Annotated in this window: 21 protein-coding genes; 10 read left to right on the top strand and 11 right to left on the bottom strand. The window is 70.9% G+C overall.

Annotation, left to right across the window (positions count from 1 at the left end; genetic code table 11):
• Positions 1-98: 98 nt before the first annotated feature.
• From serS to lhgO, 3 genes are all read right to left on the bottom strand, one after another.
• A complete protein-coding gene (gene serS, locus BMZ92_RS19035) occupies positions 99-1385 on the bottom strand; it encodes a serine--tRNA ligase (RefSeq protein WP_091509346.1) in 1287 nt (428 codons plus the stop codon).
• Between the two features lie 61 nt (positions 1386-1446).
• Entirely contained in the window at positions 1447-2199 is a 753-nt protein-coding gene (locus tag BMZ92_RS19030; RefSeq protein ID WP_091509345.1) for a maleate cis-trans isomerase family protein, read from the bottom strand.
• A 77-nt stretch (positions 2200-2276) separates the two neighbouring features.
• Positions 2277-3458 (bottom strand): L-2-hydroxyglutarate oxidase, encoded by a 1182-nt coding sequence (gene lhgO, locus BMZ92_RS19025; RefSeq protein WP_091509343.1) that lies wholly within the window; start codon positions 3456-3458, stop codon positions 2277-2279.
• Positions 3459-3544: 86 nt separating this feature from the next.
• Here lhgO and BMZ92_RS19020 point away from each other — a divergent pair, with 86 nt between their 5' ends.
• Both BMZ92_RS19020 and BMZ92_RS19015 read left to right on the top strand, forming a co-directional pair.
• Positions 3545-4942, top strand: a complete 1398-nt coding sequence (locus tag BMZ92_RS19020) for an AMP-binding protein (protein ID WP_091509342.1) — start codon at positions 3545-3547, stop codon at positions 4940-4942.
• Between the two features lie 45 nt (positions 4943-4987).
• Positions 4988-5698: a lysophospholipid acyltransferase family protein gene (locus BMZ92_RS19015; protein ID WP_091509339.1), complete on the top strand. Its 711-nt coding sequence runs from the start codon at positions 4988-4990 to the stop codon at positions 5696-5698.
• Here the strand turns inward: BMZ92_RS19015 and BMZ92_RS19010 are convergent.
• The gene (locus BMZ92_RS19010) at positions 5695-6363 is read right to left on the bottom strand and encodes an alpha/beta fold hydrolase (protein WP_218153494.1); all 669 of its coding nucleotides are present in this window, start codon (positions 6361-6363) and stop codon (positions 5695-5697) included. The two genes, BMZ92_RS19015 and BMZ92_RS19010, sit on opposite strands and share 4 nt — an antisense overlap.
• A gap of 129 nt (positions 6364-6492) precedes the next feature.
• Entirely contained in the window at positions 6493-7311 is an 819-nt protein-coding gene (locus tag BMZ92_RS19005) for a Cof-type HAD-IIB family hydrolase (RefSeq protein WP_091509338.1), read from the bottom strand.
• A 45-nt stretch (positions 7312-7356) separates the two neighbouring features.
• Between BMZ92_RS19005 and BMZ92_RS19000 the strand changes: the two genes are divergently transcribed.
• The 8 genes from BMZ92_RS19000 (at position 7357) to BMZ92_RS18965 (ending at position 17331) form a co-directional block, all read left to right on the top strand.
• The gene (locus BMZ92_RS19000) at positions 7357-8241 is read left to right on the top strand and encodes an LLM class flavin-dependent oxidoreductase (protein WP_091509336.1); all 885 of its coding nucleotides are present in this window, start codon (positions 7357-7359) and stop codon (positions 8239-8241) included.
• A gap of 49 nt (positions 8242-8290) precedes the next feature.
• On the top strand, positions 8291-9514 hold the full coding sequence (glf, locus tag BMZ92_RS18995; RefSeq protein ID WP_091509334.1) for a UDP-galactopyranose mutase: 1224 nt from the start codon (positions 8291-8293) through the stop codon (positions 9512-9514).
• Complete coding sequence (locus tag BMZ92_RS18990; protein WP_091509332.1) at positions 9507-10028, top strand: phosphatase PAP2 family protein; 522 nt, start codon at positions 9507-9509, stop codon at positions 10026-10028. Before glf ends, BMZ92_RS18990 begins: the two co-directional genes overlap by 8 nt.
• Positions 10029-10042: 14 nt before the next feature.
• A complete protein-coding gene (locus tag BMZ92_RS18985; RefSeq protein WP_177228764.1) occupies positions 10043-11014 on the top strand; it encodes a decaprenyl-phosphate phosphoribosyltransferase in 972 nt (323 codons plus the stop codon).
• Positions 11011-12951 (top strand): arabinofuranosyltransferase, encoded by a 1941-nt coding sequence (locus BMZ92_RS18980; protein WP_091509329.1) that lies wholly within the window; start codon positions 11011-11013, stop codon positions 12949-12951. Before BMZ92_RS18985 ends, BMZ92_RS18980 begins: the two co-directional genes overlap by 4 nt.
• Before the next feature lie 10 nt (positions 12952-12961).
• Entirely contained in the window at positions 12962-14362 is a 1401-nt protein-coding gene (locus BMZ92_RS18975; RefSeq protein WP_091509326.1) for a hypothetical protein, read from the top strand.
• 65 nt (positions 14363-14427) lie between these two features.
• Positions 14428-15174 (top strand): hypothetical protein, encoded by a 747-nt coding sequence (locus BMZ92_RS18970; RefSeq protein WP_091509324.1) that lies wholly within the window; start codon positions 14428-14430, stop codon positions 15172-15174.
• Positions 15175-15219: 45 nt separating this feature from the next.
• Positions 15220-17331: a hypothetical protein gene (locus BMZ92_RS18965; protein WP_091509322.1), complete on the top strand. Its 2112-nt coding sequence runs from the start codon at positions 15220-15222 to the stop codon at positions 17329-17331.
• Here BMZ92_RS18965 and BMZ92_RS18960 read toward each other — a convergent pair.
• The 6 genes from BMZ92_RS18960 to dprE1 are packed head-to-tail and all read right to left on the bottom strand — an operon-like array spanning position 17321 to position 22751.
• Positions 17321-17917 carry a hypothetical protein gene (locus BMZ92_RS18960; protein ID WP_091509319.1) on the bottom strand — a complete coding sequence of 199 codons (597 nt, stop codon included), beginning with the start codon at positions 17915-17917 and terminating at the stop codon, positions 17321-17323. The genes BMZ92_RS18965 and BMZ92_RS18960 overlap by 11 nt on opposite strands.
• 1 nt (position 17918) lies before the next feature.
• Entirely contained in the window at positions 17919-18599 is a 681-nt protein-coding gene (locus BMZ92_RS18955; RefSeq protein WP_091509317.1) for a hypothetical protein, read from the bottom strand.
• Entirely contained in the window at positions 18596-20074 is a 1479-nt protein-coding gene (locus BMZ92_RS18950) for a WXG100 family type VII secretion target (protein ID WP_091509314.1), read from the bottom strand. The genes BMZ92_RS18955 and BMZ92_RS18950 overlap by 4 nt, the downstream gene beginning before the upstream one ends.
• Positions 20075-20563 carry a YbaB/EbfC family nucleoid-associated protein gene (locus BMZ92_RS18945; RefSeq protein ID WP_091509312.1) on the bottom strand — a complete coding sequence of 163 codons (489 nt, stop codon included), beginning with the start codon at positions 20561-20563 and terminating at the stop codon, positions 20075-20077.
• 56 nt (positions 20564-20619) lie between these two features.
• A complete protein-coding gene (gene dprE2, locus BMZ92_RS18940) occupies positions 20620-21375 on the bottom strand; it encodes a decaprenylphospho-beta-D-erythro-pentofuranosid-2-ulose 2-reductase (protein ID WP_091509309.1) in 756 nt (251 codons plus the stop codon).
• On the bottom strand, positions 21372-22751 hold the full coding sequence (dprE1, locus tag BMZ92_RS18935) for a decaprenylphosphoryl-beta-D-ribose oxidase (RefSeq protein WP_177228763.1): 1380 nt from the start codon (positions 22749-22751) through the stop codon (positions 21372-21374). The genes dprE2 and dprE1 overlap by 4 nt, the downstream gene beginning before the upstream one ends.
• Positions 22752-22806: the final 55 nt, after the last annotated feature.

Below are 22806 nucleotides of genomic sequence, written 5' to 3'. Positions count from 1 at the left end.
GATTTGTTCTCCCCTTCCGATCTTGAACCGTCCACAACAGAGTTGACGGCCGGAAGGGACCCCGAAACTGACACGTTCGGGGTTCACCCACGAGTGCCTCAGGCTGTGGTGCCGTCCGGTTTGATCACGGAGAAACCGGTGTACGGCACCAGTGCCTCGGGAATCCGGATGGACCCGTCGGCCTGCTGGTTCTGCTCCACGAGCGCGACGAGGGTGCGGCCGACGGGCAGGCCGGAGGCGTTCAACGCCGCCACCGCACCGCGTTTGCCATCCTTGCCCTTGCCGCGGATGTTCGCGCGGCGGGTCTGGAACACGCCCGTGTCCGACGCGCTGGAGATCTCCCGGTAGGTCTGCTGGCTGGGCAGCCACACCTCGATGTCGAAGGTGATCTGGGCGGAGAAACCGATGTCGCCGGCGGGCAGCTTGATCACCCGGTAGGCGAGCCCCAGCTTCTGCAGCACCTCCTCGGCGTGCGCGAGGATCTCGTCCAGCGCCTCCCGCGACTTCTCCGCGTCGACGAGCTGCACCAGCTCGACCTTGGAGAACTCGTGCTGCCGGATCAGGCCGCGCGTGTCGCGGCCGTACGAACCGGCCTCCGAGCGGAAGCACGGGGTGTGCGCGGTGTAGCGCAGCGGCAGGTCCTCCAGCGTGAGGATCTCGCCCGCGTGCAGGTTGACCAGCGGCACCTCGGCGGTCGGGATGAGGAACAGCTCGCGGTCGGCGACCGACGTGCGGAACAGGTCCTCCTCGAACTTCGGCAGCTGACCGGTGCCGGTCATGGTCTGCCGGGTGACGAGCGCGGGCAGCGAGAATTCCGTGTAGCCCTGCTCGATGTGCACGTCGAGGAAGAACGCGGCGAGCGCGCGCTCCAGCTTCGCGCCGGGACCCTTGAACACGGCGAACCGCGGGCCCGACAGCTTCGTGGCGCGCTGCAGGTCGAGGAACCCGGCGCGCTCGCCGAGGTCGACGTGGTCGAGCGGCTCGAAGTCGAACTCCGGCACGCTGCCCCACCGGCGGATCTCCTCGGCGTACTCCTCGGTGGCGCCGTCCGGCAGCTCGTCGAGCGGCAGGTTCGGGATCGCGAGCAGGAACTCGTTCAGCTCGGCCTCGACGCTGCGCTGCTCCTCCTCCAGCTCCCCGATGCGCGTCTTCAGCTGCTTCGCCTGCTCACGCAGCCCGGTGATGTCCTCACCGCGGCGCGCGGCGGCCTGCACCTCGGCGGCGGCCTTCTTCGACCGCGCCCGCGCCTGGTCGCCCTCGCTGATGACCTCGGAACGCCGGCTCACCAGCTTGCTCAGCCGGTCGGTGTCGAGCACGTAGCCGCGGCGGCGCAGCTTGGCGGCCGCGTCCACCTCGGGGTCGAGCAGCAGGCGGGGGTCGTGCATGGGTACTCCAGGTACGAGCCGGGATTGTCCCGTCCAGCGTATCCACCCCGACCAGCGGCTTTCAGGCGACCTCGGGCACGCGCAGCGGTGCGGTCAGCGCGCTCGACGCGGCGAGCCGCTCCCCGGCGTCCTCGAGCGCCGCCCACATCGTCACCTGGTTCGCCGTGAGCACCGGGATGCCCAGGCGCTGCTCCAGCGGCGTGACGACGTCGTAGGTGGGCACGTTGGTGCACGAGACGAACAACGCGTCCGCACCGGTGAGGTCCAGGCCGGAGACGGCGCCGAGCACTGCGGAGTAGGACATCTTCCAGATGTCGCCGAGCAGGCCGAGCCCCAGGCTCGCGGTCGTGGTGATGCCGTACTCGGCGAGGAAGTCGAGCAGCCGCCCGGTCACGTCGTCGACGTACGGGGTGATCACCGCCAGCCGCTGGACACCGAGGCGCGTGCACGCGCGGATCAGCGCGCCGGACGTGGTGACGGCCGCGGGCGCACCCGCGTCGAGCATCCCCCGCACGAGCGCCGCCTCGCCCTCGGCGCCGCCCACGAAACTGCCGGAGGTGCAGGCGTAGGCGACCACGAGCGGTTCGGGCACCAGGACGTCCCTGGTCGCGCGGCGGACGCCGTGCGGGTCGCTGAGCGCCTCGGCCAGCTGCACCGTGACGGGCTCGGGCAGGTACGGCAGACGCGTCGTGTGCAGGCACACGCGGTCCGGCACCCAGCGCCACAGCTCCCGGTCCAGCGCGAAGTCGAACGGCGCCACCACGCCGACGCCCGTCTGCGCCGGCAGCACGATCTCGAACGGACTGCCCGCCATGCCCACCTCCCACCGAAGACCCCGGTGACGCTAGGTGTGCGGTGCGAAATCCAGCGGCGCCGCGTGTAACCGCGCCGTTAAACCTGGTCCGCGACGTAGGAGGCGATCTCCAGCGCGCTCGTCGCGGCGGGGGACGGGGCGTTGAGCACGTGCACCTGGTCCGGCGCGGTCTCGATGAGGAAGTCGTCGACGAGGGAGCCGTCCGGGCGCAGCGCCTGCGCCCGCACGCCCGAGCCGTGGCGCACGATGTCGTCGGGGCCGACGGCGGGCACGAGCCGCGCGAGGCTCGCGGCGAAACGGCGCTTCGACAGCGAGCGCAGCACCTCGTCCAGCCCGGTCGGGAAGGCGTACTTGCGGGCGAGCCGCCAGGCACCGGGGAAGCGGGCCACGTCGAGCAGGTCGGCGGGCGAGACGTCACGCCACCGGTAACCCTCGCGGCGCAGGGCCAGCACCGCGTTCGGCCCCGCGTGCACGCTGCCGTCGAGCATCCGCGTCAGGTGCACGCCGAGGAACGGCAGCGCGGGATCGGGCACGGGGTAGATCAGGCCGCGCACCAGGTGCCGCCGTTCCGGCCGCAGTTCGTAGTACTCGCCCCGGAACGGGACGATCCGGGCGCTCGGGGTGAGCCCGGCCAGGCGCGCGACGCGGTCCGACTGCAGCCCGGCGCAGTTGACCAGCACGTCTGCCCGCAGCACCTCGCTGCCCGTGGCGACCTCGACCCCGCCGGTGCGGCCTGGGCGGATGCCCAGCGCGGGCGTGCCGAGCCGCAGGTCAGCGCCCTTCTCCTCGAGCAGCCGGACGAGTGCCGCACACACGCCGGGGAAGTCGATGATGGCGGTGGACTCCACGCGCAGCGCCCGCACGCAGGACACCTCGGGTTCGTACTCGCGCGCCTCCTCCGGCGAGACGAGCCGCGCGGGCACGCCGTTGGCCTCGGCCCGCTCGGCGAGCACCTGCAGCGCGGGCAGTTCGGACTCCGCGGTGGCGACCACGAGCTTGCCGCACACCTCGACGCCGACCCCGTGCTCCCTCGCGAAGTCCACAATGGACTTGTTGCCCGCCACGGACATCCGCGCCTTCGCGGATCCGGGCTTGTAGTACAGGCCCGCGTGCACCACGTTGGAGTTGTGCCCGGTCTGGTGAGCGGCCCACGTGCGCTCCTTCTCCAGCACCGTCACGGCGGTGCCGCGGCGGGTCAGTTCCCACGCCACGGCAAGGCCGAGGATCCCGCCACCGATCACCACCGCACGCCGCGTCACGGGCCCAGGGTAAACGGCGGGTTGCCGGAAGGGCCGCGCCACGCGCTCTCTACCTTGGTGCGGGCCACGAGCGGAAGGAGACCGGGGTGACGCTCATCGGCGACGGCGCGAGGATCGTCGACGCGACCGCGGGACGCGTGCTCGGCCACGACGAACTGGTGCTGGAGGTCACCCGCGTCGCGGAAGCGCTTTCCGCCCTGCCGACCGGTGTCCTCTTCGCCCGCACCGCCACCGACCTGGAGAGCATCCGGTACTACCTGGCCGCGTTCGAGAGCGGCCGGCCGATCGCGTTGCTCGATCCCGCGCTGACCGCGGACGCGCTGGCCGAGCTGGTCACGCGGTTCCGCCCGGCCGCCGTGCTGACCGCGCCCGAGGCCCCGGAGCCGCCCGGCTACCTGGCGAAGGACGGGCACTGGGTGCGTGCGGACCCCGACGGCGTGTCCCCGCACCCGGACCTGGCGCTGCTGCTCGCGACCAGCGGGTCGACCGGCGTCCCGCAACTGGTGAAGCTGTCGCGGCGCGCGGTCCTGTCGAACGCGCACGCGATCGCCGAGGTGCTGAGCATCGGTCCCGGCGAGGTGGCGCCGACGAACCTGCCGCCGCACTACGCCTACGGCCTGTCCGTGCTCAACTCGCACCTCGCCCGCGGCGCGACGGTCGTCATCGAGCCCTCGGGCCTGCGCTCCCGGTCGTTCTGGGAGGCCGTGGAGCAGTGCGGCTGCACCTCGCTCGCGGCCGTGCCCTCGCACTACGAGATGTTGCGGCGGCTGGATTTCGACCCGGCCCGGTACCCGCGGCTGCGGACACTGACGCAGGCAGGCGGGCGGTTGCGGCCCGAGCTGGTCGCCGAGTTCGACGCGAAGATGCGGGCCGTGGGCGGCGGGCTGTACGTGATGTACGGGCAGACCGAGGCGGGGCCGCGGATGTCGACCATGCCCGCGGAGCTGCTGGCGCACAAACCGGAGTCGGTGGGCCCGGCGGTGCCGGGCGGCCACCTCTCGATCCGCTGCCCCGACGGGTCGGAGACCACGCACCCGAAGATCAGCGGCGAGGTGGTCTACCGGGGCCCCAACGTGATGATGGGCTACGCCGTGGACGAGGCCGGGCTCGCGCTGGGCGACCAGCTCGGCGGCGTGCTCGCGACCGGGGACCTCGGCTACCTCGACGAGGACGGCTTCCTGTTCGTGACCGGCAGGCTCAAGCGGATGGGCTCGGTGTTCGGCAACCTGTTCAGCCTCGACGACCTGGAGCAGGCCGTCCGCGCGAGCGCGCCGGAGGCCGGCCTGGTGGCCGCCGTGCCAGGGAACGACAAGGTCGTGCTGTTCGCCGAGGGCCTCGGGGCGGAGGCGTGCCGCGAGGTTTCGCACGCGCTGGCCGACCGGCTGCACCTGCACGCGTCACGGTTCGACGTCCGGCCGATCGCCGCCGTACCCCTGCTGGCCAGCGGGAAGATCGACTACCAGGCCCTGCGCGGTGAGATCTGAATCGCGATTACGCGCAAGTAACCTACGGTTCCGTAACCTGGGGGCATGGCTGAGCTCGTCTACCCACCCGTCATCCTGTTCGCGAAGACCATGTTCCGGGTCCTGGACCTGAAACTGCGGGTGGAGGGCGGCGAGCGGCTGCCGCGGCGGGGTGGCGCGGTGATCGCGTGCAACCACGTCAGCTACCTCGACTTCATCTTCTGCGGCCTCGGCGCCCAGCCCGCCGGGCGGCTCGTCCGCTTCATGGCGAAGGAGCAGGTGTTCCGGCACCGCGTCTCCGGGCCGCTGATGCGCGGGATGCACCACATCCCGGTCAACCGCGAGGCCGGGCGCGCCTCGTACGAGGAGGCGGTCGCCCGGCTGCGGGCCGGCGAGGTCGTCGGCGTGTTCCCCGAGGCGACGATCAGCCCTTCGTTCACGGTGGAGAACATCAAGTCCGGCGCGGTGCGCATGGCCGCCGAGGCGGACGTGCCCGTGATCCCGATGGCGGTGTGGGGCACGCAGCGGCTGTGGACCAAGGGGCACCCGCGCACCCTGACGAAGCGCCACGTGCCGATCTCGGTCCTGCTGGGCGAGCCGCTGCGGCCGCGGCCGGAGGACGACCCGGAGCTGCTGACGAAGGACCTGCGGACCCGGATGTCGGCCCTGCTGGACAAGGCGCAGGCGGAGTACCCGGAGCAGCCCAGCGGTCCCGGCGACCGCTGGTGGCTGCCCGCCCACCTCGGCGGCACGGCACCGCGGCCGCCCCAGGACTAGCTCCCGGCGATCGCGGCGGCCACCTCGCGCGGCCGTGAGACCGGGGAGAGGTGGCTGGTGGGCAGTTCGGTGACCCGGGCTTCCGTGCGGTCGGCGAACCACCGTTGCAGCCCGGGGTCCAGGATCCGGTCGTCGGTGGACAGGACGTAGGCGCACGGCAGGTCGTGCCACGCCCCGCGCTCCGCGGGAGCCGAGAAACACGCGCCGTGCGTCGGCTTCTGCGAGGCCGCGAGAGCGCGCGTCGTCCGGGTGGGCAGGTCGGCGCCGAGCGCGTCCCCGAACAGCCCGGGATCGAGGGTCGACCAGCCGTCGTCGTCGAACCGGATCGCCTTCTGCCCCGGGGTGGGGGCACCCCGCTCGCTGAGGGCCGGGATCGTCTCGCCTTCGTCGGGCGCGTACCCCGCGACGAACACCAGCGCTCTGACCTGGGTGTTCTCGCGGGCCGCGGCGGAAATCACCGTGCCGCCGTAGGAGTGCCCGGCCAGGATCGCGGGCCCGTCGAAGGTCGCGATCGCCCGCCGCGTCCAGGCCACGTCGTCCGCGAGCGAGGTCAGCGGCAGCTGGACGGCCAGCACCCGGTGCCCGTCGTCCTGGAGGGCGGCGACCACCTCCTGCCAGACCGACCCGTCACTCCACGCTCCGTGCACCAGAACCACGTTCGCCACTGTCGCCTCCTCGTCTTGTGCGACGCCAGGCAATCAGGCGAGGTGGCGAAATACCGAAACCCGAGGTGGATTTCGTCGCTATCCGGCAGCGGCGCGGCAGCCGCTGCCGCTTTCCGACATCGCGGCCGGTCAGAACCAGCGTTCCAGCACCTGCGCGACACCGTCCTCGGTGTTCGGGCCGGTGATCTCGTCCGCGGCGGCCTTGGCGGCCGGGTGCGCGTTGGCCATCGCGACGCCGTGCCCGGCCCACTCCAGCATCGCCACGTCGTTGGGCATGTCGCCGAACGCGATGACGCGCTCGGCGGGCACCCCGAAGCGCTCGGCGACCGCCGCCAGGCCGGTCGCCTTGGTGATGCCGTGCGCGGCGATCTCGATCAGCCCCGAGCCCGCCGAGAACGTGATGTCCACGTTGTCGTCCAGCACGGCGCCCGCCGCCTCGGCCATCTCGTCCGACGTCATCCCCGGCCTGCTGACCAGCAGTTTCATCGCCGGGTGGCCGGTGATCTCGGCCCGGGCCACCCGCACGCCCTCGCCGCCGTCGCCCCACGGGTTGAAGTAGTCCTCCTCGACGACGAGGTTGTGCACGCCCGGCTCCAGCGCCCGCTTCCCCGCTCGCTCCGCCGCGAACGCGCAGCCGGGGATCGCCTTCTCCACCTCGCGGACGACCTCACCGAGCAGGACCGGTTCGAGCAGCCCGTTGACCTCGACGACCAGGTCCTGTCCGATGTCGTACAGCACGGCGCCGTTCGCGCACACCGCGTACCCGGTCAGCTCCGCCTGCCTCGCCACCGACGGGATCCACCGGGGCGGCCTGCCACTGGCCAGCACGACCGGCACACCGGCGTCGGCGGCCCGGTGCAGCACCGACCGGGTGCGGGGGGACAGCCGCTCCCGGGCGTCCAGCAGGGTTCCGTCGACGTCGGAGGCGATCAGCAGGGGTTGCTCCACACTCCCATTGTCCCTTTGCGCCCCGTGCCAGATAGCGTTGGCTACGTGCGCGTAGGCATTGTGATCCTCCCGGAGGACCGGTGGTGGGCCGCCGAGCCCAAGTGGCGGGCCGCCGAGGAGTACGGCTTCGACCACGCCTGGACCTATGACCACCTCGGCTGGCGGTCGCTGGTGGACGGGCCGTGGTTCTCCGCGCTGCCCACGCTCACCGCCGCCGCGATGGTCACCTCGACCATCCGCCTCGGTACGTTCGTCGCGTCGCCCGTCTTCCGGCACCCCGTGCCGTTCATGCGCGAGCTGATCACGCTCGACGACATCGCCGACGGCCGTTTCCTGCTCGGCGTCGGCGCGGGCGGTCTCGGTTACGACAACTTCGTGCTGGGCGGCAGCGAACCGACGCCGCGGGAGCGCGCCGACCGGCTGACCGAGTTCGTCGAGGCGCTCGACGGCCTGCTGACGACGGATGGGTTCGACTACTCCGGGCGGTACTTCCAGGCCGTCGGCGCCCGCAACCTGCCCGGTCCCGTGCAGCGGCCGCGCCTGCCGTTCCTCGTCGCGGCGAACGGGCCCCGCACGATGCGCCTGACCGCCCGCTTCGGCGGCGGGTGGATCACCAACGGTCACCCCGCCGAAACGCTCGACGAGTGGTGGCAGGGCGTGGCCGGGCTGGTCAAGAAGTTCGACGAGATCCTGGGCGAGGCCGGGCGCGACGCCGCGAGCGTGCACCGCTACCTCAGCCTCGACTCGGCGCCCGTGTTCTCCCTGGCCAGCGTCGAAGCGTTCCGGGACGCGGCGGGCCGCGCGGGCGAGCTGGGCTTCACCGACATCGTGACGCACTGGCCCCGTTCGGGTGGTCCGTACGAGGGCAGGGAAACAGTGCTCGAACAGGTCGTGTCCGACGTGTTGCCGGAATTGCACGGCACGGCTTAAGGTGCGGCCGGTGCGGTAGCACTGCGTAGCGTGGGTACCCTCGACGCCCGTGAGCGAGCACACGAACCGCAGTGACTTTTCGGCAGCCGATTTCACCGGGTACGACCTCGTCGTGGTCGGTTCCGGGTTCTTCGGGCTGACCGTGGCCGAGCGCGCCGCCAGCCAGCTCGGCAAGAGGGTGCTCGTCCTGGAGCGGCGTGCCCACCTGGGGGGCAACGCGTACTCGGAGCCCGAGCCGGAGACCGGCATCGAGATCCACCGCTACGGCGCGCACCTGTTCCACACCTCGAACAAGCGGGTCTGGGACTACGTGAACCAGTTCACCGAGTTCACCAACTACTCCCACCGGGTGTTCGGCAAGTACCAGGGGCAGGTCTACCCGCTGCCGATGAACCTGGCGCTGATCAACCAGTTCTTCGGCAAGTCGCACACGCCGGACGAGGCGCGCGCGCTGATCGCGCAGCAGGCGAGCGAGATCGACACGAAGGAAGCGAAGAACTTCGAGGAGAAGGCGATCTCGCTGATCGGCCGTCCCCTGTACGAGGCGTTCTTCCGCGGGTACACCGCCAAGCAGTGGCAGACCGACCCGAAGGAACTGCCCGCGGCCAACATCACCCGGCTGCCGGTGCGCTACACCTTCGACAACCGGTACTTCAACGACACCTACGAGGGCCTGCCGGTCGACGGCTACACGGCGTGGCTGGAGCGCATGGCCGACCACGAGAACATCGAGGTCCGGCTGAACGTGGACTACTTCGACGTCCGCGACCTCATCCCCGCCGGCACGCCGACGGTCTACACGGGGCCGGTCGACCGCTACTTCGACTACTCCGCGGGCCGGCTGGGCTGGCGCACGCTCGACTTCGAGCAGGAGGTCGTCCCGACGGGTGACTACCAGGGCACCTCGGTCATGAACTACAACGACGAGGACGTGCCCTTCACGCGCATCCACGAGTTCCGGCACTTCCACCCGGAGCGTGATTATCCGAAGGACAAGACGGTCATCGTCCGTGAGTACTCGCGCTTCGCGAAGGAGGACGACGAACCGTACTACCCGATCAACACGCCCGAGGACCGGCAGAAGCTGGAGCAGTACCGGGAGCTGGCCAAGAAGGAGGCGGCCGAGCGCAACGTGCTCTTCGGCGGCCGGCTGGGCACCTACAAGTACCTCGACATGCACATGGCCATCGGTTCGGCGCTGTCGGTGTTCGACAACAAGATCGCCCCGCACCTGACCGAAGGCGCACCACTGGACGGGAGCCTCGATGCTTGAGAAGAGCGCACGGCGGCGCACCGAGATCGACGTGCTCGCGAAGGTGCAGGGCGTGCTCAAGCGCCCGGCGGCGGTGAAGGCCGCGCGCGGCCTGTCGCACTTCGGTGAGCACAGCATCGGCTGGTTCGCCGCCGGGCTCGTCGGCGCCGCCGTCGACCGCAAGCGGCGCAAGGACTGGCTGGTCGCGGCCGGGGGCGTCGTCGCGGCGCACGGCGCGTCGATCGCGGTCAAGCGGGTGGTCCGCCGCCCGCGGCCGGAGGACCCGAGCGTGGAGGTGCTGGTCGGCACGCCGAGCAGGCTGAGCTTCCCGTCCTCGCACGCCACGTCCACGACGGCGGCCGCCGTCCTCTACTCTGGATTGACGGGACGTAACCTGGTTCCTGCCCTGGTGCCGCCGATGCTGGCCTCCAGGCTCGTGCTCGGGGTGCATTACCCGACCGACGTGCTCGCCGGAGCGGCGCTCGGCGGCGTGGTCGGTGGTCTGCTCCGCAGGAAGATCAGCAAAAAGGGGTAGGGGGAAAGCCGCCCGTGACCAACTCAGTGAACAAGGCCGAGACCGACGTGGTGCCGGAACCGGAGACCACGCCGGCCGAGGCCGACGACAGCCGGACCCCGGCCAAACGCGGCCCGGTGCGCATGGCGCTGGGCGTCGTGAAGACAGCGCGTCCGCGCCAGTGGGCGAAGAACGTGCTGGTCTTCGTCGCGCCCTTCACCGCCGCGCAGATCACCAACGGTGGCGTGCTGCTGGACGCGCTGGTCGCGTTCGCGGCGTTCTGCCTCGTCGCGTCGTCGGTGTACCTGATCAACGACGCGATCGACGTGGAGGCCGACCGGGCCCACCCGACCAAGCGCAACCGGCCGATCGCGGCCGGGATCGTGCCGGTGCCCCTCGCCTACGCGGCCTCGATCGTGTTCTTCGGCGTCGGGCTCGGCCTGTCGTTCCTGGCGAGCCCGCAGCTGGCGATCGTGCTCGGGGTCTACGAGGCGGTCCAGCTGGGCTACTGCTTCGGCCTCAAGCACCAGCCGGTGGTCGACCTCGCCATCGTCGGCTCGGGCTTCCTGATGCGCTCGATCGCCGGTGGTGTCGCGGCCAGCATCGCGCTGTCGCAGTGGTTCCTGCTGGTCACGGCGTTCGGTTCGCTGTTCATGGTCGCGGGCAAGCGGTACGCCGAGATCATGCTGTTCGAGCGCACGGGCGCGAAGATCCGCTCGTCGCTGAAGAAGTACTCGGCGAGCTACCTGCGCTTCGTGTGGGCGACCTCCGCGGCGATCGTGATCATGTCCTACTCGCTGTGGGCGTTCGAGCTGCGTGAGCGGGCGGACGGCTCGGTGTGGCCGGTCATCTCGATGGTGCCGTTCGTCATCGCGGTGCTGCGGTACGCGGTGGACGTGGACGGCGGCACGGCGGGTGAGCCCGAGGAGGTCGTGCTGAAGGACCGCGTCCTGCAGATCCTCGGCCTGCTGTGGGTCGCGACGCTCGCGGTGACGTTCTACCTGTGACGACGGCGTTGGCTCGTCCCGCCGCGAGGGACACGGCACCGCTGCCGGACGAACCTCCGCTGACCCGGCTCCCGGCCGGCCGCGCGGTCGCCGAGCTGGTGCTCGGCGGCCTGCTGGCCGTGGTGGTGAGCATGGTGCTGCAGGTGGCGGCGAGCCACATCGGCACCGACCCCGGCACGTACGTGCCGCAGGCGCTGGTGAACCTGGCCACCGCGGTCATCCTGCTGGTGCTGTTCACCGGGCTCGCGTGGGGCTGGGCCCGCCGCTGGCCGTCCTGGCTGCGGCTCGCGGGCGTGTGGGCCGCCCTGAGCGCCTTCGCGACCCTCCTGCTGGCCGTTCCGCTGCAGGCCACGCGGTTCTACCTCGGCGGTTCCTCGGGCGACAACACGTTCCGCCTGCAGTACCTGGAGCGGATGGCTTCGGGGCACGGCCTGGCGGACATGAACTACCAGGGCATCGCCCCGTACTACCCCGGCGGCTGGTTCTGGCTCGGCGGCCGCTTCGCGAACCTCCTCGGCTGGCCCGGCTGGGCCGCGTACAAGCCGTATTCGATCCTGTGGATCGCGCTGGCGACGGTGGTCGCCTTCGTGCTGTGGAGCCTCGTGGTGCGGCGCCGGCTGGCGCTGCTCGCCTCGATCGCGACGGTGTTCGCGGGGCTGGTCACGGTCGCGGTGGACGAGCCGTACGCGTGGCCGACGACGGCGTGGCTGCCGCCGGTCGTGGTGCTGGCGTGGCGGGTGTTCCGCCACCGCGGCCGGGTGCCCGCGTGGCCGCTGCTGCTGATCGGGGTGTACCTGGGCATCTGCGGCATCACCTACACCCTGCACCTGGTGTTCGGGGTGTTCGCGGTGGTGGTGCTGGCGGTGCTCGCCGGCGTGCTCGACGCGCGGGGCGGCGAGGCCGTGGGCGCGATCGTGCGGCGGTCGCTGGTGCGGCTGGTCGTCATGGGCGTGGTGACCGGTGTGCTGTCGCTGGTCACGTGGGGGCCGTTCCTGCTCGCGGGCGGGCTCGGCGAGCCGAACGTCGCCGCGCACTTCCTGCCCGAGATCAGCGCCTACTTCCCGACCCCGTTCGCGCCGACGAGCGTGCTCGGCGTGCTGTGCCTCGCCGGGCTGGTGTGGCTCGTGCTGCGCGTGCGGCAGAACCCCGTCGCGCTGCCGCTGCTGACCGTCACGGCGCTGGTGTACGTGTGGTTCGCGTTGTCGACGCTCGCGCTCGTCGTGCACACCACCCTGCTGGCGTTCCGGTTCATCGTGACGCTCGAGACGGTGCTCGCGGTGGCCGGTGTGTTCGCCGCCGTGGACCTGCTGCGCTGGGTGCCCGGGTTGTTCCAGCGGTCGCGGCCGGTGCTGCTCAGCGGGTTCGTGCTCGCGTTCGCCGGTGCGCTGGCGTTGTCGCAGGCTTCCGTGCAGGCGCTCGGCGACCAGGTGAAGACCGCGGAGTCGGACTACTACGACAACGGGTACAACGCGAAGGGCCAGCACGACCCGGAGCAGGACGGCGCCTGGACCGGCCAGTTGATCAGCACGATCGACGAGCTGTCCGGGCGGCCGCGGACGGACAACGTCGTGCTCTCGGCGTCCGACCGGCTGCTGTCGTTCGTGCCGTACTGGGGTTTCCAGCAGACGACGCCGCACTACGCGAACCCGCTCGCCGAGTACTCGCGGCGCAGCGCCGAGATCAGGAACTGGGCCGCGTCGGCCGATTCCGGCCAGCTGCTGCAGCGCCTCGCGGACAGCCCGTACCGCGCGCCCGACGTGTTCGTCCTCCGCCGCGACGACGACCAGGGCCGGCTCCTCGCGTACGTCGCCTCGGACTCGTTCCCGCAGGCGTCGCCGGTGGCGGTCGAAGAGGTGCGTTTCGACCCGGCGTTGTTCGACTCGCCGCGGTTCGCGCAGCGGGACGTCGGACCGTTTACGGTTGTCGTCGAGAGGTAACAATGTCCTGGTGAGGACGTCCTGGTGGCTCCCGGCCGCCGCCGCGGTGCTGTCGGCGCTGACGTTCCTCGTGGCCAAGGACGGTCTCACCGACGACGCCTACATCACGCTGGACTACGCGAGGAACCTCGCGGTGCACGGCGAATGGGCGCTGATCCCGGGACATCCGGCGAACACCGCGACCTCGCCGCTGCACGTCGCGGTGCTGGCGTTCGTCACCCTCCTCACGCGACTGTCCGGTTCGGTCCACCCGGTGCTCGCGCTGGGTGTCGTGAACGTGGGCGTCAGCGCGTTGCTGGGCTGGGCGTGGTCCCGCATCCGGGTACCACCGGCCGCATCGGTGCTCGGGATCGCGCTGGTGCTGCTCAACCCGCTCCTGCTTTCCGCGCTGGGCATGGAAGTCCTGCTCGTCGCGGCGATGCTGGTGCTGCTCGTGGCGTTCGCCGACCGGCCGCGGGTGTTCGGGGTGCTCGCCGGGCTCACCCTGCTGACCCGGCTGGACCTCGTGGTGTTCGTGGTCCTGATCGCGCTTTCTTCGGCGGCGGTGCGGAGACGGCTGCTCCCGGTGACGGGCTGGTGCGTGCTCGTCGCGTTGCCGTGGTTCGTCTTCAGCTGGTGCTACTTCGGGTCCGCGGTCCCGGACACGCTCGTGATCAAGCAGCTGCAGCGGTCCTTCGGGGGAAGCGGTTACCTGCGCACGGGTCTGGACCTGATGTGGGGCACGGATCCCGTGGCGGTACTGAGTTTCGCGCCCGCGGAACTGGGTGTGCTGCTGGTGCTCGGCGTGCTGGTGCTGCGCCGCCGGTTCGACCCGTTCGTCGCGCTCGGGCTGGGCGCGCTCGCGTACTGCGTGCTCTACCAACTGCTGCACGTGCCGCCGTACCACTGGTACTTCGTGCCGCCGGTGGTCGCGTTGAGCACGGCCGCGGCGGGGATCGCGGGCCGCGCGCCGCGGCTGCCCCGCGCGGGTGCGCTGGCGCTGGCGGGTGTCCTCGTGCTCGGTTACGCACCGGCGTTCGTGCGCCCGCTGCCGTGGGACGCGCCACCGTTCTTCGGAAACTGGGCCAGCGCACGGGATTACGCGCGCGTCGGCCACGAACTCGCCGCCCGTGTGGGGAACACCGCGGTCGGCGCGCCGGGCGAAATCGGCACGCTCGCGTACTTCTGCGACTGCACGATCGTCGACGGGTTCTCCGATCCCGGCTTGCTGGCACCGCAGATCCGGCAGCGCATCGCGCAGGCGAGCCCGGTGGTCGCCTGGCTGTTCCGGGTCAACTACACGCATTTCGACTGGTCCAGGCCGCCGATCCCGATCAGCTCGCAGCTGCGGTGGGCGCCGGGACCGGGCCCGTGGCAGGTCTGTTCGGGCGCACGCGGTATCGGCCATTTCACTCTTGAACCGACTCGCTGATTCCGTAAGCTCCTCGTAAACTCCCTGCATCCAGGCGGTCGGGGAGATTCCAGCGAAGGGGCGTCATGCGTTACCCCCGGTACCGGCACGGCACGTTCGCCCTGATGGACGGCGTCGCCCACCCGGTCTCGTACACGGTCGGAGCGGACCACGTCCAGCTCCTCACCGGCGTGCGGGCGGAGCCGGTCCCGGTCGAGCTGTGCGAGCGCGTGATCTCCGTCCAGGTCTACGCCAGCTACCGCGGGCACGGCGTGTTCGTCGACGCGATGGACGAGACCGGCAAGGCCCGCATCATGGAAGCCGAGTGGGACGAGGAATGGGCCACCATCAACGGCTTCGTGCACGAGAACCGGTACGAGTACTTCAAGACCGTGGACGTGCTCGACCTGCGTGACTACTACGAGAAGCAGACGGACCTGCTGTTCCTGCGCTGGCGCGCGCGGCACTTCGCGCGGCCGGTGGAGGGGCAGCCGCTCACCGGCGGCTGGGCGAACGGCAGCCCCGCGGTGATCGACGGCCGTCCGCGCTCGGGCCTGGTGCGGCTGGAGGACGGCCGGACGACGGAGGTCACGACGCGCGCGGAGTACCTGGGGTACCCGTGCGAGGTCGCGGGCATCTCCGCGGACGGTTCGGTGGGCCTGTACTACCTGGGGCAGGACATGGCGCGGGCCGAGGCGGACGGCTTCCAGCTGACCGTGGACTTCCGCTGGGCCAAGACCGTCCACATCTACGACCTGGCCCGCTACCAGGAGCACCACGCCGACCTGTACTTCGAGGAATGGCGCTCCGCGCAGGAACTGACCCGCGGGTAGGAGCCTGCGCCCGATCGTGATCGGGCCGTGACGTTACAGTGCCGTGTGCTCGAACCGCTGAACGCCACCCGCGAAACCAGCACCGATCGCCGGCGCGCCACGCGCCGTGATCCGGTCCCCTGGCTGATCGGCGGGCTCGCCCTGCTGCTGGGCCTCGTGTTCGTCGGCTCCGACCTCGCGTTCAACGAGGGCAAGCTCCTCGCGCCGCTCGACGACGTCTACATCCACCTGCAGTACGGCAGGCAGATCGGGCTCGGGGAGTTCTTCCGGTTCAACACGGGCGATCCGGTCAGCGCCGGTGCGAGCAGTTTCCTGTACGCGCTGGTGCTCGGTCTGGCGTGGACGATCGGCGCGCACGGAAGCGCTTTCCTGGCCTTCGCCATGGGCTTCAACATGCTGTGCTTCTCGCTCGGGGCGGCGCTGACGCACCTGCTGGGCACGCGGCTGGTGGCGCGTCCGGTGGGGTTGTGGAGCGGGTTGCTCGTCGCGTGCAGCGGCCCGTTGCTGTGGGGCACGACGAGCGGGATGGAGGTCGGCGTCGTCCTGCTGCTCGTGGTCGCGTCGACGCTGGTGCTGGTGCACGAGCTGCCCGGCGGCCGGTTCCGGTTGTTCCCGGTGGTGGCGACGCTGCTCGCGCTCGTCCGGCCGGAAGGGCTGATCTTCGCGGGCGTGCTGGTGCTGGCGTCGTGGGTGGTGCTGTGGCGGCAACGGCGCACCACCGGCACCGGGCGCACGTGGGCGCGCTGGTTGTGGACGCTGCTGCCCGCGCTGGCGGGGTTGGGGCAGCTGCTGTTCTACCGGATCGCGACGGGCACGGCGTCGGCGAACGGCATCCAGGCGAAGTCCCTGCTGCACGACCGGCCGGTGTTCTACCTCAGCGATTTCCTCGACCGCGCGGTGGCGAACCTGCGGGGGGTGCTGGGCGCGTTCCTCGGCTTCACCAACGGCGATTTCGCGTTCCCCGGCACGCTGCTGCTGGCGTTCGGCGGGCTGGTGTACCTGGTGCTGATCCGGCGTGCGTGGCGCCCGGTGTTCGTGGCGCTCGCGGCGGGTCTCGTGCTGGTGCTGGTTTCGGTGTCCACTTTGAACACCGCGCTGGTGCACAACATGCGGTACCAGCAGCCGTTCCTGCCGATCCTGCTGCTGTTCGCGGTGTCGGGGGCGTACGGCATGAGCCGCGTCGTGTCGCCGCGGCTGCGGCGGCCGGTCCTGCACGGCGGGCTCGCGGTGGCACTCGTGTTCACGCTGGTGGCGGTGCCGACGTGGGCGATCCGCTTCGGCCGCGACACCGCGACGATCCGCGACACGGACGTCTCGGTCGCCGAGTGGGTCGCGGGCAACGTGCCGCCGGGGGCGAGCGTGGCGGTGAAGGACGTCGGCGCGGTCGCGTACTTCGGGGAGCACCACGTCGTCGACCTGATCGGCCTCGGCACGAACGGCCTCGCGGCGGCGGCGAACAACGGGATCGGTTCGCTGTACGAGGCGTTGCGGCGACTGCCTCCGGCGCAGCGGCCGGACTACTTCGCGACCTACGACACGGTGCCCGGCCCGTCGATCGCGCAGCTGCGGCAGGTCGGGATCCTGGAGGCGGAGCCGCTGCAGACGTTCGAGGTGCAGACGCCGCCGGACCTGGCCGGGAACCTGATCGTGCCGTTCAAGGAGCTCGGCGTGTACCGGGCGGACTGGCGGCTGGCGGGCAGCGGGGACGCGCAGCCGGTGCCGGGACAGCCGCGGGACTACGTCAACGTCGGTGACCTGGTGAGCGAGGGGGAGCACGCGTACCGGCCGGAGATGGCGCAGGTGAACATGCAGCCGGTGAGCATCGTGTCGCGCGCGGGCGACGTGGTGGACAGCGGCCGCACCATCCTCGGCGGTGAGTCGTTCACGGCCAGGAACCTCACGCCGGGCCGCCCGCTGACGATCACCGCCCGCACGGCGATGGACAAGGTGGTACCGGACATGGAGGTCCTGGTCGACGGCAGGCCCGCGGGCACGTGGGTGCGCCAGCCGGCCGCGGGCGCCTGGGCGACCTACACGTACACGATCCCGGGCAACCTGATCACGAGCGCCTCACCGCGGATCGAGCTGCGCCAGCCGCGCCCGCTGCTGAACCCGTACCCGGTCTACAACTCCTACGGCTACTGGCTCAGCCAGTGACGGTGGCCCGCGCGACGAGTTCCCCGGCGAAGGGCGCTCGCAGCAACAGGGCGGACCCGTCGGCGAAATCGACGCGCACCACCCGGGGCGGCGGGGCACTCCGCCCGGCGAACGGCGCGGAGAGGCGGACCTGACGGGGATCGGTTTCGCAGAACGTGGTGAACAGTTCGCCGGTCGTGCCGAGGAACTTGCTGGGGTACACGACCGCCACGCGCCGGTCGCTCACCACGAGGCGCGCTTCGCCGTGGCTGTTCGCGAAGTGGTCCGCGAAGTGCACGGCGAGCTGGTCGGGGTGGTGCGCGTACACGAAGTGCCCCACCGTCGGGTCGTCCGTCCAGTCCTCTTCGAGGACCTCGGGGGACGGCAGCGGCCAGCGGGGCTTGCCGAGCTTCTCCAGGTCGAACGCGGGCACCGGGTGCACCGGCTGGTGCGGGAGCCGGACCTGCCCGCCGATGTTCGACCGCACGTACTCCCGCAGTGGCGGGGTGCCGAAGCCGAGTCGTTCGCCCTTGCGCAGCCAGTGCCGGGTCAGTTCCCCGGTGACGAGCTCGTCGTTCTTCCGCAGCTGCTTCGCGAGGAGGTCCACGTCAGCGCGCCATCCACTCGAACACCGCCGGATCTTCGGCGGGGAGCAGGAGTTCCAGTCCCGATCCATCCACAAAGGACAGACGGAGGCAGGGCTTGCGCCTGCGTTGCGCCGCCGCGACGCCCGCGATCCGCGCCCGCGGCACCTCCGCCACGATCTCACGTCGTTCGATCACGACCGGCTGTCCCTCCCTGTGCGGGCCGTAGGTCTTCCTGCTGTTCCCCGTCACGGCTCTGGCCAGGCCCTTGCCCACGCCGAACAGAACCTTGCCCAGGCTCTCCGGCTCGGCCGTCACGGGCCGCCCGAACAGCACGAGCCGACGGGCGGTCAACGCCCACAGGCATTCGATGTTCACCCCCGGCTTCCCGAGCGCGGTGAGCATGTCCGCGGCCAGTCCCTCCTTGCGCTCGCCGGTGATGAAGGCACCGGCCAGCGGCCGGGAGTTCGAACTGGAGTCGGTCTCGCCGAGCATCTCCGATGCGAAGTCACCGGCCACCCCGCCGACCGCGCGCAGGCCGCGCAGGACGGCGTTCTTCTTGGGCTCGCCCAGCGGGTCCAGGCCGTCGACGTCGTAGTAGTACGCGAAACGGTTGTAGGCGGCCCACAGCAACTGCTCGTCGGGCGGGAGCTGCATCCGTGCGGTCGTCGCCGCGCCCACGCGGTCGGAAAAGCGGTAGCTCATTCGAGCGTGAAGCCTCTTTCCTCGGCGGCCCGGCGCTCCTCGTCGGACTGCGGTTCCTGTGCCTCGTTGTAGCCGTACCGCACGCCCTGCTCCACGGCGAAACCAGGCAGGTCCGACTTCGCCGTGCGGTAGGCGGCCTTGCCGATGGACGAGGTGCCGCTCATCCCGGCCATCCTCAGTCCCGTCTCGGCGAGGTTCGCGGCGAGCGCGCCCTCGCCGTCGCCGAGCCCGCGGGCGAACCTGTTGGCCGTGCCCGAGGCGATCCCGTCCTCGCCGGTCTTGGTGAGGATCTTGACCAGCGGGTTCCGGTCGAGGTGCTCGGCGAGCCGCTTCTCGAGGAAGTTGCCGTTGCGCAGGCCGTTCATCTTTTCGACGGCCTGCTTCAGCGGGCCCTTGCGCAGCCACTGCAGGAACTTCTCCAGCTTCTCCACCAGCGGCTTCAGCTTGCCGAGGAGCTCCTTGACCTTCATGCCGAGGCGGCCGCCGGTGATCCCGACCTCACCGGCCGTCATACCTTCCGCCGCCACCACCGACCCGCCCGCGGTGATCCACGAGGCCGCCAGCGCCGCCAGCCACTCGATGATCAGCCCGAGGATCAGCTGCTCGATGATGTCGACGCACATCTCGACGAACTCGTCGAACAGGTCGGCCGCGAACTCGAGCATCTGCTGCAGCCCGCGCACGTCCTGCGCCAGCCCCTTCGCGCCCTCGGCGAACTCGCCCATCTGCTTGCGGAACGCGTCCCCGCCGCCGCCCTGCCAGGCCGGTTTCGTCGCGTCGGCGCGCTGCTTCTCGTGCTCCCCGAAGCCGTCGAGCCAGTCGGCGACCTTGGACCAGCCCTGCGCCGTGCTGCGCATCTGCTCCGGGTCGCCGATGGCGGGCTCCAGCACCAGCTCCACCAGCGGGCTGATGACGATGCTGATCAGGAAGCCCAAACCGTTGTCGAGGAACGCCTGACCCGGGCTGGTGAGCAGTTGCAGCTGCTCCATGCGCGCGTTGATGGTGGCGAAGGCGACGTCCGGCGGGCTGCTCGCCCGCGCCACGTCCCCCGCCGCGCTCACCCAGGAGCTGCCGTACCCGGCGTTCTGCTCGAAATCGCTCTTCCGGCTGGAGTCGCCCGCGTGGTTGACGTCCGAGATGCTCGCCGGGTCACCACCGGCGTCCGCGAGCGCCTTGAACCTGCCCAGGTCGTCCGCCGTCAGCGAGTCCTGCCCCTGGTACAGGTGCGCCGCGAGCGCGGTGTTGTCGGCGATCTGCTCGAGGAAGGACTGCGCCTGCGTGGCGAGGTCCTGGCACTCCTGCAGCCCGTCGAAGTACTTGAAGGCGAGGAACTCGCCGATCGGGCCGAAGCAGTCGTCGCTCACGCGCGCCTGCTGCAGCACCCCGGCGAGCTTGCCCATGTGCTCCGCCGCTTCCCGGGACCCCTCGCTGTGCGCGAACAGCGCCCCGGTCTCCACCTGAAAACCCGTCGTCATCTAGTCACGCCTCAGAATCGGTCCGCCGAAGTCGTCGGGTTCGACTTCCGGCGCGGGCTGCCGGTTCCGTGGAGTGCGCGTGGGAACGGGCGGCTCCGGCGGCGGGGGCGCCTGCGGCGCGGGTTGCTCGGGCGCCGTCGGGGCCAGCGCCGGGACGTGCGCGTTGAGCGCCTGCTGGAACTGCTCGGTGCGCTCGCCCAGCAGCGGGCGCACGGTCTCCTGCATCCGGGCCGCGGCCTGCTGGGTCGCCTGCCGGATGGCCGCCATGATGTCCTGCTGGAGCTGCACGTGGGTCTTGCGCATGGCCTGCGGGGACAGCCGCAGCCCCAGCACCGCGCCGGACGGGGCCACGGTGACGCTCACCGCCCCGTCCGGGCTGCCGCCCTGGCCGCGCAGCTCGCCGAGCTTTTCCTTCAGCTGCGCGGCCTTCGCCGCCTGTTCCTGGAAGGACCGCAGCGCGCGGTCCAGCCGTTCCTCGCGGCTCGCCATGCTTCCCCCTCAGGTCAAGAACCACCCGAGGATCAGTAAAACACGGCGATAGCGGGTCAGATGGGCAGTTTCCGGAAGATCGGCCGCGGCACGTGGCGCAAAACGGACATCACGAGCCGGAACTGCGCCGGCGCCCACACGATCTCCTTGCCGCGGCGCGCGCCGTCCACGGCGACGTCGGCGACCTGCTCGGCGGTCTGCTCCAGCGGCGCCTTGCCCATGCCCTCGGTCATCTTCGTCCTGACCTGACCGGGGCGGACCACCGTGACCGTGATGCCGAACGGCCGGAGCGCCTCGCCGAGGCCGAGGTAGAACCCGTCGAACCCGGCCTTCGTGGAGCCGTACATGAAGTTCGAGCGGCGCACCCGCTCACCGGCCACAGAGGACAGTGCGATGACCTTGCCGTGCCCCTGCTGCTTGAGCTTGTCCGCCAGCGCCACACCGACCGACACCGCGGCGGTGTAGTTCACCGTCGCCAGCTCCACGGCCAGCGCGTGGTCCTGCCAGGCCTGCTCGGCGTCCCCGAGCAGCCCGAACGCGACGACCGTGACGTCGATGTCGCCCTGGGCGAAGATGCCGTCCAGCACCGCGGGGTGCGAGCCGGTGTCCTTCGCGTCGAAGTCCACTTCGGACACTTCGGCGCCGACGCCGCGCAGCTGCTCCGCGGCGAGCTTGCGGCGTTCCGACGGCCGCGCCGCGAGCACGACCTTCAGCGGCCGCTCGGCCAGGTACTTGCGGGCGATCGCGAGCCCGATGTCCGAGGTGCCGCCGAGCAGCAGCAGCGACTGGGGGTTGCCTACCGCGTCGATCACAGTTCGAGCCTCCGGCTCATGTCAGAGGCGAAAACGCCTTCGGGGTCAACGGAATGCCGGACCTTGCGCCACTCGTCCAGCCGCGGGTACATCTTCGCGAACATCTCCGCCGTGGTCCGCGAGTCCTTCGCCGTGTACAGGCGGCCGCCCGCGGCCAGCACGGCCTCGTCCATCTCCGTGCAGAACCGGCTGAGACCGTCCTTGATCGGGAAGTCCACGGACAGCATCCAGCCCGGCGACGGCCACGACAGCGGGGCTCGGTTGCCCTCGCCCATCCGCTTGAACACGTTGAGGAACGAGTAGTGCCCGGACGTGGCGATCCTGCGGCACAAGGCCTTCAGCTCGTCCTCGCGGCCGAACGGCACGGAGAACTGGTACTGGAGGAAACCCTTCGAGCCGTACGCGCGGTTCCACTCGCTGAGCATGTCCAGCGGGTGGTAGAACTGCGTCAGGTTCTGGATCTTGCCGCGGACGCCCTTCTTCGGCACCGTGCGCTGCCAGACGTTGTTGAGCAGGCCGAAGGTCAGCTTGTTGCCCAACCCGTTCGGGAACACGTCCGGCAGCGTCATCAGCTGCGGCGCGTCGAACTTCAGCGGGTTCGCCCGCAGCTTCGGCGGCAGCTGGTCGAGTTTCGCCAGCGAACCGCGCGAGAACGTGGCGCGGCCCATGCGCGAGTCGGAGTTGATGAGGTCCGGCACCGACATCGAGTAGTCGTAGTTGAGGTCCGAACCATCGGTGAACAGCGCGAGCGTCTCGTCCAGGTTCGACGTGCGGTCCGCGTCCACGACGAAGTACGCGCTCTCCGTCTTCTTCATGCGGATCGTGGCGCGCACGATGATCCCGGTCAGCCCGATCCCGGCGACGGTCGCCCAGAACAGCTCGGCCTCGGGGCCGTCCGGCGTGAGCGTCCGGACGCGGCCGTCGGCGGTGACGAGGTCCATCGACACCACGTGGTTGCCGAAGCTGCCCGCGCTGTGGTGGTTCTTGCCGTGGATGTCGTTGGCGATCGCGCCCCCGATGGTCACCTGGCGCGTGCCCGGCAGCACCGGCACCCACAGCCCGTACGGCAGCGCGGCCTTCATCAGCTGGTCGAGGCTCACGCCGGCGTCCAGGTCGACGAGCCCGCTGTCGGGGTCGATCGAGTGGATGCGGTTCAGCGCCGTCATGTCCACGACGAGGCCGCCCGCGTTCTGCGCGGGGTCGCCGTAGGAGCGGCCGAGGCCGCGGGCGATCACGCCGCGCCCACCCGCCTGGGTGACTGCGCGCGCGATGACCTCCACGTCCGGGGTGCTGAGCACGTCCGCCGTGGTCGGGGCTGTGCGGCCCCAACCGGTCAGTGTCCGCCGCTCGGTCGGGAAATCGGGAGTCGCGTTCACCCGCCCCAGGGTAACGATCCCCGATCGGCGGCTTGCGGCCTCCCGCTTCTACACT

The sequence above is a fragment of the Amycolatopsis sacchari genome, assembly GCF_900114035.1.
Lineage (GTDB): Bacteria > Actinomycetota > Actinomycetes > Mycobacteriales > Pseudonocardiaceae > Amycolatopsis_E > Amycolatopsis_E sacchari.
The sequence above is the reverse complement of the archived record's forward strand: the minus strand, read 5'-3'. Positions and strand labels throughout refer to the sequence as shown.

Bases quoted from the DNA above. Each gene is read 5' to 3' on its own strand.
- serS (WP_091509346.1), bottom strand. From the start codon at position 1,385: ATGCACGACCCCCGCCTGCTGCTCGACCCCGAGGTGGACGCGGCCGCC.
- BMZ92_RS19030 (WP_091509345.1), bottom strand. From the start codon at position 2,199: ATGGCGGGCAGTCCGTTCGAGATCGTGCTGCCGGCGCAGACGGGCGTC.
- BMZ92_RS19015 (WP_091509339.1), top strand. From the start codon at position 4,988: ATGGCTGAGCTCGTCTACCCACCCGTCATCCTGTTCGCGAAGACCATG.
- BMZ92_RS18990 (WP_091509332.1), top strand. From the start codon at position 9,507: ATGCTTGAGAAGAGCGCACGGCGGCGCACCGAGATCGACGTGCTCGCG.
- BMZ92_RS18970 (WP_091509324.1), top strand. From the start codon at position 14,428: ATGCGTTACCCCCGGTACCGGCACGGCACGTTCGCCCTGATGGACGGC.
- BMZ92_RS18955 (WP_091509317.1), bottom strand. From the start codon at position 18,599: ATGAGCTACCGCTTTTCCGACCGCGTGGGCGCGGCGACGACCGCACGG.
- BMZ92_RS18950 (WP_091509314.1), bottom strand. From the start codon at position 20,074: ATGACGACGGGTTTTCAGGTGGAGACCGGGGCGCTGTTCGCGCACAGC.
- BMZ92_RS18945 (WP_091509312.1), bottom strand. From the start codon at position 20,563: ATGGCGAGCCGCGAGGAACGGCTGGACCGCGCGCTGCGGTCCTTCCAG.